This window comes from Legionella steelei, assembly GCF_001468005.1.
Classification (GTDB): Bacteria; Pseudomonadota; Gammaproteobacteria; order Legionellales; family Legionellaceae; genus Legionella; species Legionella steelei.
Genome location: NZ_LNYY01000021.1, coordinates 461,522 through 474,583, shown reverse-complemented (window position 1 = coordinate 474,583; position 13,062 = coordinate 461,522). Strand labels below are relative to the sequence as shown.

The following is a 13,062-nucleotide window of genomic DNA, read 5'->3' as shown; positions in this document are numbered from 1 at the left end:
TCAGTGATGATGGCTTTGCTTTAAATAACAGAAAATTCCTTACCTACCGTTTCAAATGCCTCAATGGCTTTATCCAAATGATGCAATTCATGTGCTGCGGACATTTGAGTACGAATTCGAGCTAAACCCTTAGGTACCACAGGGTACGAAAAACCCACTACATAGATACCTAGCTCGAGTAAACGGTTCGCCATGCGTCCTGCAAGGCTTGCATCCCCTAACATAACTGGAATAATTGGATGTTCTCCAGGAATTAATTTGAATCCAAGTTTGGTCATACCTTCACGGAAATAACGGCTGTTACGCTTTAATTTTTCTGCCCAATGATTATTTTTCATCAAGTTATCGAGAACAACACAAGAAGTATGTGCGATCACTGGAGCCAAGGTATTTGAGAATAAGTAAGGTCTGGACCGTTGGCGCAACCACTCAACGACAGTCTGATTTGATGCAGTATAACCACCTGAAGCCCCTCCTAGAGCCTTACCTAGAGTGCCTGTAATGATATCAATACGATCACTGACACCAAAATGCTCAGGCGTTCCACGACCAGTTTCTCCCATAAAACCAACAGCATGAGAGTCATCAACCATAACCATAGCATCATATTTATCGGCTAATTCGCAAATTGCTGGAAGATTTGCCAAAATTCCATCCATTGAAAAAACACCATCCGTAGCAATCAAACGAAAACGCGCGTTTTTAGCAGCAATCAATTGCTCTTCTAAAGCCTTCATATCGTTATTTGCATATCGATAACGTGCCGCTTTACAAAGTCGTACCCCATCAATAATACTGGCATGATTTAATGCATCGCTAATAATCGCATCTTCTTCACCCAATAAAGTTTCAAAAAGACCTGTATTCGCATCAAAACATGAAGAATATAATATAGTATCTTCTTTACTTAAAAATTGACTGATTTTCTGCTCAAGTTGTTTATGAGGCGTTTGTGTACCACAAATAAAGCGTACTGAAGCCATACCATAGCCATATTCATCGAGTGCTTTTTGCCCTTCAGCAATTAATTGCTGATCATTCGCTAAACCTAAGTAATTGTTAGCACAAAGATTAATGACCTCTTTATGATTTACTGTGACAGCAGCTTGTTGCTGGCTGGAAATAACACGTTCGCCTTTATATAAGCCTTCACTCTTAAGCGTCGCTATTTCAGTTTGCAAATATTCAGTATATTGCTCAAGCACTGTATTCTCCTATAAGTTACAATTGGAACAATATCTCGGCACGCTCTTTAAGTGCGACATCGAAATATGGGCCAATCTATTTTAGAAAACCATTCAACCTAAAAAGTCAGTTGGTCGCTTTAACTGGCTCTATGGTCGCAACTGCTTTCTCTAGGTTAAAAATTGCAGATCATAACAAACTTTAAACAGAGTCACCATGAAATTCCGGATTCAAACATTATTTCTTAGCACATGCGCTATTTTTTTGCTAAGATTGTGCCAAAGTTTTAAAAGTGTGTTGACAATTCGCTTCTGCCACCTCGTTTCGCAGCATGTCTGTGGAATTCTAAAATCTCCAAATGTGGATCACCGCGAATAAGTCGCGAAGCAACGGCTTTAGCAAATGAATCGTCAATCTTAACCTAAAACAATCAACACGGTAGAACAAATGAGTTATCAAAGCGCGCGTATTAATATGGTCAAGCAACAACTTCGAACTGGCGATGTTTTAAACGAATCCATACTTAATTTGTATGATACGATATTCAGACATGAATTCGTTCCCGAACAATTTACACATTTTGCTTATTCAGATATGCAAATACCGCTCAATCATGGTCAACGCATGCTGACTCCTTTGGAAGAAGGACAAATTTTGCAAGCGCTTGATTTGCAAGGTCATGAAACCGTTTTGGAAATAGGCACAGGCAGTGGATTTTTTACCGCTTTGTTAAGTAAATTATGTAAAAAAGTAATCAGTGTCGATTATTATGCCGATTTTACAGCTCATGCAGCCCATCAATTAAAAAAACATCATTGTAACAATGTAGAGTTAATAACCGGCGATGCCAGCCAAGGTTGGTTAGAGAGTGCTCCTTACGATGTGGTCATATTCACTGGAGCAATAGAAAAAATAAATGAGACTCAAAGATTACAGATTCTTCCTGGAGGCAAGCTATTTGTTATTGAAGGAAACTCTCCTGTGATGCAAGGTCGACTCTATGAATTGGACCATGGAGAGCATTGGCACAATGAACTCATTTTTGAAACAGATGTCCCACTACTGATCGATAAATCAAAACCCAAAGAATTTGTATTTTAGGAATTAGTTTAATGAAAAAATTGTTGGTCTGCTATCTCATGACTTTGGGTCTGTCTTCGCACGTCTTTGCGGCAACAGACCTTATGGATATCTATCATCAAGCCCTTGAAAATGACCCTATCTTCAAGAATGCATATGATACGTACATGGCCAACACAGAAGCACTTCCCCAAGCACGTGCCGCGTTGCTTCCTCAAGTTGGTCTTACCGCTCAGGCAACTCGAAACGTTTTGCACGTTAACGATGGTCTTTTTACTATTCAAGATAGCTATTACAACTCGAGAACCTGGCAAGTTTCAGCATCGCAAGCTATTTTCAATTACCAAGCCTGGGCAAAAGTGCAACAAGCAAAAGCATCCGTTAAAGCAGCGCAAGCAACATTCAACGATGCAGCCCAGGATTTAATTCTTAGGACAGCCAAGGCCTATTTTGACATATTGTTTGCTCAAGATACTTTAAATTTCGCTGAAGCAAAAAAACGCGCAAACATGCGCCAGTATGAACAAGCCAAACAACGCTTTGAAGTAGGTCTTGATCCAATTACGTCTGTTTATGAAGCAAAAGCTGCATATGATCAATCTGTTGCTACCGTTATTGCATCGCGTAATAACCAAATCAATCAAAGTGAAAATTTAAGAAAGCTGACCAATCATGTTTATGAAGTAATAGCTCCTCTACGTGAAGGCAAAATTCCCTTAATCAAGCCAGAACCTAATATTGTAGATCAATGGATAGATACCGGCCTGAAACAAAATTTCAAGTTACTGTCTGCAAAATTCAATCTTGAAGTCGCACGTCAAAACATGAAAGCACTTTCTGCTGGGAATTGGCCTACTCTTGCGCTTCAGGGCAACTCAACAGAAACAACAAACCAATTAAATAGCTCGAATCCCTTACTCCCGGCCAATCAAAAACTATCGACGGTTGGTGTGGCCTTGAATTTTCCTGCATTCCAAGGAGGATTAGTACGTTCACAAACACGACAAGCCCAACATAATTTTCAGGCTACTAGTGAGCGAATGGAGCAGTCATACAGAGATGTAGTGGTAAATAGCCGCATTGCTTTTAATACAATCACCGATGGAATTAGCAAAGTAAAGGCAGACAGACAAACTGTTATTTCACAACAAAACTCATTAGAAAGTACAGAGGCGCAATTTGAGGTAGGTACTCGCACCATGGTAGACGTGGTCAATGCCCAACAGCGTTTGTTTGAAGCCCAGAATCAATTGGCTAATGACCAATACAGTTTGATTAATGCTGTTTTAACTCTAAAATATTTGGCTGGCACATTGAATGCAAACGATCTCGAGTTAATCAATTCATGGTTAGAAACAACCAGGGTCAACGGATTACCCCAAGCTGCCAAAAAAACCACTACATAACAACTTTTTATTAGGTTTTAATAATGTCCAATCCTTCTCAAGTTGAAAAAAAACTACTGCATTACACCGGTAAGGCCATCGCGGATTTTAATATGATCCAGCGTGGAGACCGTGTTATGGTCTGTTTATCAGGCGGTAAAGACTCTTTTACCCTCTTAACCATTCTGAATCAATTACGTCGACGCTCCGGCAATAAATTTGAACTTTTTTCATTTACCCTGGATCAAGCACAACCAGGATGGAATGATGCCGCACTACGTCAATGGCTTGCGGATCGCTCCATTCCTCATGAAATACTAACTCGTGATACCTATAGTATCGTTAAAGAAAAAATACCCGAGGGTAAAACATATTGTTCTTTATGCTCGCGTCTACGACGCGGCATTATTTATCGGTATGCAGAGGAGCACGGTTTTAATAAAATCGCCCTTGGGCATCATCGTGACGATCTGGTTCGTACTCTGATGATGTCTATCTTATACAATGGTGATATCCGCTCAATGCCACCGAAGTTACTTAGCGATAATAAAAAGCATATAGTCATCCGACCATTATGTTATGTTCAAGAAAAAGATATTATTACCTTTGCTCAAGAACAATCTTATCCTATCATTCCATGCACTCTTTGTGGTTCTCAGGAAAATTTAATGCGCAAAAAAATAACGCATTTAATTGATCAACTTGCTGACGAAAACCCCAAAGTACCAAGTAATATCCTGCATGCGCTGCAAAGTATAAAACCCAGCCAACTGATGGATCAAAGTATGTGGAATTTTAAAAATCTTGAGCATGACTTAGTCACGAATCAGGCAACTGATAGGGACGAAGTGTTCCATGCCGAAGAATTTGACCCCATTGAAGCCTAACCCACCGTTCTATGTTATAGGTGAAAAGTTGCATTCGTGCGTAAATTGAGAATTATTTTTACTCAAAATGCCCAATGTGACTTTTCGCGCTGAGTTTAATTTCTCTACCTTGAAATTAGAATCTAGCTCCCCTCATCTTTATAATGAATAACGCCCTAAGTCATTTTTAAATACCAATAAACGCACACAATGAATTGAACTTCATCAATTAGAGTGACGAAAGCACAGCATCTTAACTAAACCGTAACATTTTTATAACATTTTGTTACAGTGGTGTTTTAATAAACAGCACTTTAGTCTAAAATTAGGGGTAATTTCGCTTAACACTTTTATTTACTTTGTTAATATAGGAACAACTCCATGTTTACAAATGCACCAGTTGACTCACGTAAGTTTCGAATTTATACCAAACGCTATCTTAAGTTTGATTTTGTTGCAGCCATAGTTGTATTTCTTGTAGCCATCCCATTATGTCTCGGGATCGCCTTAGCTTCAGGCGCCCCTCTTTTTTCTGGGATTTTAAGTGGGGTTATTGGCGGCGTTGTTGTTGGGTTTTTAAGTGGCTCTCACGTCAGTGTCAGCGGACCTGCGGCAGGTATGGCAGCTGTAGTTGTTGCGGCGATTACCCATCTTGGAGATTTCAACACCTTTTTAGTTGCACTGTTACTTGCGGGGCTTCTGCAGGTGATAATAGGAAGCCTAAGAGCCGGCTTTGTCGCAGACTATGTCCCATCAAATGTAGTGCAAGGTCTGCTCTGTGCAATCGGTATTTTGTTAATAATCAAACAATTACCATTAGCATTCACACTGTCTGCAGATTTTAACGAGCTAAAAACGCATTTATTAGAGACGACTGAAGAAATCACTCTAAGCCCTATTCTTGCTTTGTACCATCACCTCAATACAGGTGCCATACTGATTACGGTACTGTCAGTATCGACTTTAATTTATTTTGATTTAACGAAAAATAAAATATTAAAAGAAATTCCTGCACCAATTATCGTCGTGATTTTGGGTGTACTGCTTAATGAGTTTTTTTTATGGACCGATTCAAGCCTGGTTCAGAATTCCCCCCAACTTGTTAATATTCCGCAAACAGATGATATTCATGAGCTATTAAGCAAACTGGAATACCCAAATTGGTCCGCGCTGTCGAACCCCAAAGTTTATTTATATGCGTTTATCATCGGGATTGTTGCCTCCCTTGAAACCTTATTAAACTTCAAAGCAGGGGAAAGACTGGACAAAAAACGCCGACATCCGTCATCAAACCGAGAGTTATTGGCGCAAGGAGTTGGCAACATGACAGCAGGTTTAATTGGTGGAATTCCCATTACTTCAGTAATCGTAAGAACATCCATTAATATTCAGGCAGGATCGGCAAGTAAATTATCTACTATTTTACATGGAGTTTTTATTTTCTTTGCAGTCATGTTAATTCCGGGCACTTTGAATAAAATACCCTTATCATCACTCGCTGCTATTCTGATCTATACTGGTTATAAGCTTAATAAACCTTCCATTTATCGTACCATTTATGCTCAAGGCAGCGATCGTTTTATTCCATTCATCTCCACCGTAATTGGAATTATTGTCTTTAACTTATTGACTGGTATTTTAATTGGATTAGCCGTCAGTTTGTTCTATATTTTAAAATCGAACAGTCAGGCGCGAATTAATATTCTGAAGGAAATTCATCCAACTGGTGAGGTTAATCGTCTGATACTTCCCCAACAAATGACTTTTCTTAATAAAGCCGCACTAATTGCTGAGCTTGATTCCATACCCAAAGAATCACACCTAATTATTGATGCACGTTATACTCAATATATTGATAAAGAAATTTCAGAGTTTTTAAAAGAATTTAAAGAAGAACAAGCCCCCAATAAAAAAATCGCCATAAATTTTATTGGTTTCAAAGAACATTACAAGATTCATAATTATATTGAATTTATCAACGTTACTACATACGATGTGCAATCTAATCTGTCACCGGCACAAGTATTAAATATTTTATATGAAGGAAATCAACGTTTCCTAAATGACAACTTAATTCATCGTTCTAACCAACAAGACATAAAACTTACAGCCAAAGCACAACATCCCATTGCCATAGTTCTTGGCTGTATTGATTCACGCGTACCTGTTGAAACCATTTTCGACGTAAGTTTTGGTGATGTTTTTTGCGTTCGTGTTGCGGGGAATGTTGTGAACAATGATGTTTTGGCTAGTGTTGAATATGCGTGCCATGTCGTTGGCGTCAAGCTAATTATCATTCTTGGTCACACCCGTTGTGGTGCCATTTTATCTGCATGTGACGGAGTTGAAACAGGACATATTACAGAATTGTTAGACAAAATAAAGCCAGCAATCAATGCTGAGAACGAAACGGAAACGAACCGTCACAGTAAAAATACTACCTTCGTGAACAATGTCACTGACTTGAACGTTGCCAATACCATGCAAAAAATTTATGAACGTAGTCCTATTCTGCATCAAATGATAGAGAAAAATGACATTGCTATGGTTGGTGCCGTTTATAATGTACAAACAGGCAAAGTGCATTTTAATAATTACGCACATGAATTAAGTCAACTTGAAGGGGAAAATAATGCGCATTTAGCTTCTAAATTAAATGCACTATTAGAAGAATCCAAAATTAAAATATAACATCCTACCAGACATAACCTGGTTGCTTGCAACCAGGATTTTCTACCGTTTCTAAACTCAAATTATTTCATCTGTTTTTGAACAAAAACTTCTGTATAATGCTTTCCAATCAAGAACAATACTACTTCAGGAGTTGAAATGCGTGCATCTCAATGGTTTTTAGTAACTCTTAAAGAAACTCCAAGTGATGCGGAGATCGTTTCTCATAAATTAATGCTAAGAGCAGGAATGATCCGTAAACTGGGCTCAGGCCTTTATACCTGGATGCCTCTGGGTTTAAAAGTATTACGTAAAGTAGAGCAAATCGTCCGCGAAGAAATGAATCGCATTCATGCGATGGAAGTGCTCATGCCCGCAGTACAACCTGCTGAGCTATGGCAAGAAACGGGACGCTGGGATACCTTTGGTGGACTGCTTCTCACTATGAAAGATTCTAATGATAGAGAATATTGCTTTGGGCCTACTCATGAAGAAGTCATCACTGACATTATGCGTAATGAATTGCAATCCTATAAGCAACTTCCTGCAAGTTTTTATCAAATTCAGACTAAATTTCGTGACGAAATAAGACCTCGTTTTGGTGTCATGCGCGCACGTGAATTTATTATGAAAGATGCTTATTCCTTTCATTTAAACTTAGAAAGTCTGCAAATGACCTATAAAGACATGTATCAGGCCTATTGCCGAATCTTCGATCGCCTAGGGCTTAAATATCGTGCAGTTGAAGCAGATACAGGCGCTATTGGCGGCTCTGCATCACATGAGTTTCAAGTATTGGCTGACTCCGGCGAAGATTTAATTTTCTACAGTGATAAAGGGGAATATGCAGCAAATATTGAACAAGCGACCAGCTTAAGACCTGAAAAAGCAACGCCGACCCAACAAAAAATGATGCTGGTAGATACGCCAAATCAAAAAACCATAGCTGAAGTAGCAAAATTTATGGGTGTAGCAAGCAATCAAACCGTCAAAACTTTGATTGTAAAAGGAAGAGAACAGCCCATGGTTGCTTTGGTTTTAAGAGGTGATGATGAACTGAATGAAGTCAAAGCAACAAAACATCCTTTAGTCCATTCTCCCTTACAATTTATAGATGAGGAAACAGTCTTAAAAAGCTTGAATGTACCGACTGGATCATTAGGACCAATCCATTTATCGATTCCTGTAATCGCAGATTATCATGCACTGGCAATGGATTCTTTTATCTGTGGTGCCAATCAAGCCGATAAGCATTATCAACATGCTGCTTGGGATAAGGACATTAGTGATTACCTTGCCTATGACTTACGTAACGTTAAAGAAGGTGATATTAGTCCAGATGGTCAAGGAACTCTGCGCTCCTGCCGCGGTATTGAAGTGGGCCATGTTTTTCAGTTAGGTGATAAGTATGCCAAAGCCATGAATGCCGCGGTAATTAATGAGCAAGGCCAACTAGAAACCATGATGATGGGCTGTTACGGTTTAGGGATAACACGCGTAGTTGCTGCTGCTATTGAACAACATCATGATGAGCAAGGGATCATCTGGCCGCAAAACATCGCTCCATTCCAAATCGTCATCATTCCTTTAAATGGACACCGCTCACAAACAGTCACAACGCAAGCGAATGCTTTATATGAACGTTTAAATGAGTTGGGAGTTGATGTCTTAATTGATGATCGTAATGAGCGCGCAGGCGTATTGTTTGCAGATCATGATTTAATTGGCATCCCACACCGAATCATCGTCAGTGAGCGAAATATGGAGCAAAATTGCGTAGAGTATAAAAATCGTGCTACTGGAGAAATGCAGCAATTAAACTTAGATTACGCAATTGATACTCTGGTTCAAATGGTTTCAAAATAAATATCTAGCTCATCATCCCGAGCGCAACAAGGGTCTCCACTGTAGCACTGTGTTACGATAGAGATCTCTGGTTGTACTCGGGATGACGACAAAAAAAACCAAATTACGCTTCGCCAATCTGGGCGACACAATGATTACACCCCATCGCCTGTATCTCCCCCCTGACAAGAAAAAACAAAAACAGGAAGTGTAATTAAAGAATTAAATCAAGCAAAAAAAATCGAGAGATGCGATATTAGCGAGATAAATATCCGCTTTTTTATAAATCAGGATGATGTATATCAATACTTGTCTCAATTCATTTTTCATGTAGAATCGACCAACTTTAGACCCTCCTCATAATGAATCAATTATAAAAATAAAGATAACTTGGAGAACAAATATGCTGCATAAGGAAAAAGCTGCCTCTGGATTTAAAAACGACCAAAATGGGAAAGTATTGGGTATTTTTAAACCTATAAAACCTGTTTTTCTTTCGATGACTTCGTTACACGAACCTCCTAAAATTATAATAGAAACGCCTAAATGGATTGCCAGGAATACCAGCGAACTGATTGATTTACTTAATGATTCTGATTGTTCCAGATGTAATCTGACTACTGATTTCAAAAATGTAAAAATGGTAAAGTTTTTATTAACAATACAAAATGAACTGGTTTTTGGTCCATGCGGAAATTCACATCCAGAGAATAATATCCCTGCTTATCCACATTTAGCAGCAGAAGAAGATTTTTATAATGCTCAATGTATCACTGCTGGAAATGCCTATTTCACAGACAGTAATGAGTTAATTGCTCTAGGTAGCCATTGCATGGAGTTTCGTACATCCTTTCATTCATTGCAGTTTGCACTCCCTCACTTTTTATGCCTTGAGCTTCCCATATCTGACTCATTTAGGCTCTGTGAAACGAATCTTAGTGGTGTTTTTTTAAGGTGGCATTTCATTGAACGCAGCACTCTAGAGAAATATGCTCGAGAAAACCTATGTGATAAGGAAGATATAAACTCATTCTCGTCCTTAGAAAAAAAAGAGGTAGAAGAACAAAAAAAATTCACTGCAAATGATATTCTTTTTTTTGCAAGCAAACAAACTCCGCAAAAATCGGAACAACCACATGAACCAATCAATTCACCGGAAAAGCAATCCTCGCTTGTTTTATAAAGTTTAAAATAAGTATTTAGTTCAAAATCAAATTTCTCCAATAGCCTTCGATCATGTGCACGGTCGAAGGCTATTCATCCCCAGGATTCCCTAAAGTATTCAAATAAGTCAGAATTTCATTGTTTCTTAATGCTTCTACTCCGATTGCACTGATTTGATTAAATCCCACGTCTAAAGTATACAGAGTCGTAGTTTCAGCTAAAGCTAAGGCGCCATCATCGCCAATATTATTATGACTCAAACTCAAATTGTGCAGCTGTAGCACGCTTGCTAAAGTTTTTGCTCCCTCGTCACCAATATGATTATTATTGGCATATAAGTTATTCAGAGTACTCATTTTCGTCAAAGCAATAATGCCTTCATCACCAATTAAATTATTGTCGATATTCAACATGGTGAGATGATTCAATGCAGATAAAGCATGAGCACCCTCCACACCCACACCACAGCCAACAATTGACAGCCACTCCAGAACGCTCGCTTGCGCTAAAAAAGCAGCCCCTTCATTTTGCAAAGGGTTTTTATCAAGATTGAGATAAAACAAATTAGGTTTTCTTGCTATGATTTTGACGCCATCCTTATCAATATTATTGTTCTCCAAATCAATAAAATTGATGGATTGATTTCTATCAAGAAACTCCAGCCCATCATTTCCTAATCGATTATTGCCTAGATATAAACTTTTCAATGTTTCATTTGCATACAATGCCTTCGCACCGGCCACACCAATTTGACTTTTTCTTAGCGAAAGATGCGTTAACGTCTTATTTTTTGCTAGTGCTTTTGCGCCTGAAGTACCTATAGGGTTGCCATCAAGAGAAAGAAAAATCAGGGTACTATTTTTGGCCAAAGCCTCAGCCCCATAGGGACCAACATGATTCTCTCCTAAAAGAAGATAAACCAAAGAAGTATTTTTAGCTAAGGCTTCAGCTCCTAGTGAACCAATGCGATTTCCAGTAAGGAACAAATAACGAATATGGGTATTCGTAGCAATCAATTCTGTACCTTGATAACCGATCTGATTGTCAGAGATGCTCAAGCGGGTAATTTCTGGATGTGCATTGAGAAAGGAAAGGATTTGCGGTACATCACGATCATGTATGTGGCATTGATCCAAAAATAAACCACCATCAGCGACACGTGATGCAATGGTATCGACACATTCATTATTTTGTAGCTCAGGATTTTTAATGTATTCCTTTGCAAATAAAGGGGAAATTATTATGCTCAATATAAGCGAAAGACTAAAGACCACTTTTCTCATCATGCACAATCCTTTTGTTTTAAATCTGCAGGTCCCGCGATCAGAAATAACAAATTGGGGCTATGGGGAGTTGTATCATGAAGGTCAATAAAAACCAACACGAAAAACTGGTCGGATATTCTTTTCTCACGACCAGATAAAAAAATATTAGGGTGAATCACGCTAATTGGAGTGTGCGCGTCTCGGGATCACTGGTAATTCTAAAATGCTCAAAATCACGAATGAAATTTGCAACATGATACGCTAATGAAAAATGAGTATGCTCCCCAAAAATATCATGATAAACCATTTCTGAAGTTTCCTCTAAATCAGCACAAGAAGTTTTTAGTAGCGCGTCAGCATATTTTTTATTTATTTCTCCCCATTTATTCAAGATTACCTGTACTTGAGAAAGCTTAATGTCCTCTGTAAAAACACTTAACTTATTGTAATGAAATAAATTACCTATAAGATAAAGTACAAACACACGTGTTTCCATGTATTGGCTTGGCAGAGCATTCAACACTGAGGGGATTAGGAGTTTAATAGGCAAGAATTTGCTATCTAAGTTCTGAACAACAAAAAACAAGTTCCAGCTATTATATAAATACATCCATTCCTTACTAACATAAAATTGGCTCACTCGCTTACGTGATTGATTCACTGTTAAATCAGGAAGCAAGCTGTATCGGCCACTTGCAGTGATTGAACTGTCATCAGGCAAGACCAGATTTTGAAAGATATAAGCATGCAGAGGTCGAAGATGCTCTAACATCCGGATAAGAGCAGCACCAGCATAAGCATTATCACCAGGCGCCCCACTCTCCTTTTGCTGTTCTTCCCATGTTGCCTCTAAGATATTTAAACTCACATTTTTAACTGAATCATCAGACATTTCACCTAATGGAGGAGGACAAATTTGTGCATTCCAAAGTGCTAGTCCATATTTCTTAATAAACTCTTTTGACTTTGCCTCAATTTCTGCCTTATCCAGTTGCTCACTGCCTAATGAGCGCAGAAATGCACCCGCAGCAATGACAGGATCAACAGAAATTAACTTTAAATTTTTAAAAAGAGAAAAATTGTTACTATTAGAACCAAAAAAGAAATTGAAAAGAGGATTTCCTGGATAAGCCGTATTTCTTTGTTTTTTTGTGAAGCAATAAACATCCTCATTAAATGTGAAACTGTTTACCATCGTCACTGCGAACGCTTCGAATAAACATAATAAATTCAGTTGGATTTGCAACTGTTTTGACATAGCCTGCAACTCTTCATCTGAAATTAACTGGTTTCTTTCTATAAAAGCAAGTAAATCACAGAAGAGCGTGTTGCTGAGCAAACCTTTTTGCATGGCGTTGATAAGCCCATCCAAATCAATTGGTTCTTTTGTAAATTTAGCCAAAAATTCTTTGAAGTCTACATCACGAATTTCAGCGGAACCTAACCTTAAATCTGCTACAATTTTTTTAGCAATGGATGGATCAGATTGTTTCTGAAGATACTTAATAACACGGCTTAAAAATTGTTTCGCTAACAGTTTGCGTGACATAAAAACCTCCCCCTATAATTTAATTGGAGCAAATCTATGGCCGCTAGCCCCTA

Annotated in this window: 9 protein-coding genes; 6 read left to right on the top strand and 3 right to left on the bottom strand. The window is 38.4% G+C overall.

Annotated elements, in window-relative coordinates:
- Positions 1-20: 20 nt before the first annotated feature.
- Positions 21-1,205 carry a glycine C-acetyltransferase gene (locus tag Lste_RS16705; RefSeq protein WP_058512118.1) on the bottom strand — a complete coding sequence of 395 codons (1,185 nt, stop codon included), beginning with the start codon at positions 1,203-1,205 and terminating at the stop codon, positions 21-23.
- 427 nt (positions 1,206-1,632) lie between these two features.
- Between Lste_RS16705 and Lste_RS16700 the strand changes: the two genes are divergently transcribed.
- From Lste_RS16700 to Lste_RS16675, 6 genes are all read left to right on the top strand, one after another.
- Positions 1,633-2,286, top strand: coding sequence for a protein-L-isoaspartate O-methyltransferase family protein (locus tag Lste_RS16700; protein WP_058512117.1), 654 nt, complete (start codon positions 1,633-1,635; stop codon positions 2,284-2,286).
- Positions 2,287-2,297: 11 nt separating this feature from the next.
- Positions 2,298-3,671: a TolC family outer membrane protein gene (locus Lste_RS16695; protein ID WP_058512116.1), complete on the top strand. Its 1,374-nt coding sequence runs from the start codon at positions 2,298-2,300 to the stop codon at positions 3,669-3,671.
- Positions 3,672-3,694: 23 nt separating this feature from the next.
- Complete coding sequence (gene ttcA / locus Lste_RS16690; RefSeq protein ID WP_058512115.1) at positions 3,695-4,537, top strand: tRNA 2-thiocytidine(32) synthetase TtcA; 843 nt, start codon at positions 3,695-3,697, stop codon at positions 4,535-4,537.
- A 360-nt stretch (positions 4,538-4,897) separates the two neighbouring features.
- Complete coding sequence (locus Lste_RS16685; protein WP_058512114.1) at positions 4,898-7,207, top strand: bifunctional SulP family inorganic anion transporter/carbonic anhydrase; 2,310 nt, start codon at positions 4,898-4,900, stop codon at positions 7,205-7,207.
- A gap of 138 nt (positions 7,208-7,345) precedes the next feature.
- A complete protein-coding gene (locus Lste_RS16680) occupies positions 7,346-9,052 on the top strand; it encodes a proline--tRNA ligase (RefSeq protein ID WP_058512113.1) in 1,707 nt (568 codons plus the stop codon).
- 382 nt (positions 9,053-9,434) lie between these two features.
- Positions 9,435-10,214: a hypothetical protein gene (locus Lste_RS16675; protein WP_058512112.1), complete on the top strand. Its 780-nt coding sequence runs from the start codon at positions 9,435-9,437 to the stop codon at positions 10,212-10,214.
- 70 nt (positions 10,215-10,284) lie between these two features.
- Here the strand turns inward: Lste_RS16675 and Lste_RS16670 are convergent, their stop codons facing one another.
- The gene (locus Lste_RS16670; protein ID WP_058512111.1) at positions 10,285-11,481 is read right to left on the bottom strand and encodes a leucine-rich repeat domain-containing protein; all 1,197 of its coding nucleotides are present in this window, start codon (positions 11,479-11,481) and stop codon (positions 10,285-10,287) included.
- Positions 11,482-11,635: 154 nt separating this feature from the next.
- Entirely contained in the window at positions 11,636-13,009 is a 1,374-nt protein-coding gene (locus tag Lste_RS16665) for a hypothetical protein (RefSeq protein WP_058512110.1), read from the bottom strand.
- Positions 13,010-13,062: the final 53 nt, after the last annotated feature.

Excerpts from the sequence above, each read along its gene's own strand:
- Lste_RS16700 (WP_058512117.1), top strand. The coding sequence starts at position 1,633 with ATGAGTTATCAAAGCGCGCGTATTAATATGGTCAAGCAACAACTTCGA.
- Lste_RS16695 (WP_058512116.1), top strand. The coding sequence starts at position 2,298 with ATGAAAAAATTGTTGGTCTGCTATCTCATGACTTTGGGTCTGTCTTCG.
- ttcA (WP_058512115.1), top strand. The coding sequence starts at position 3,695 with ATGTCCAATCCTTCTCAAGTTGAAAAAAAACTACTGCATTACACCGGT.
- Lste_RS16685 (WP_058512114.1), top strand. The coding sequence starts at position 4,898 with ATGTTTACAAATGCACCAGTTGACTCACGTAAGTTTCGAATTTATACC.
- Lste_RS16680 (WP_058512113.1), top strand. The coding sequence starts at position 7,346 with ATGCGTGCATCTCAATGGTTTTTAGTAACTCTTAAAGAAACTCCAAGT.
- Lste_RS16675 (WP_058512112.1), top strand. The coding sequence starts at position 9,435 with ATGCTGCATAAGGAAAAAGCTGCCTCTGGATTTAAAAACGACCAAAAT.
- Lste_RS16670 (WP_058512111.1), bottom strand. The coding sequence starts at position 11,481 with ATGATGAGAAAAGTGGTCTTTAGTCTTTCGCTTATATTGAGCATAATA.
- Lste_RS16665 (WP_058512110.1), bottom strand. The coding sequence starts at position 13,009 with ATGTCACGCAAACTGTTAGCGAAACAATTTTTAAGCCGTGTTATTAAG.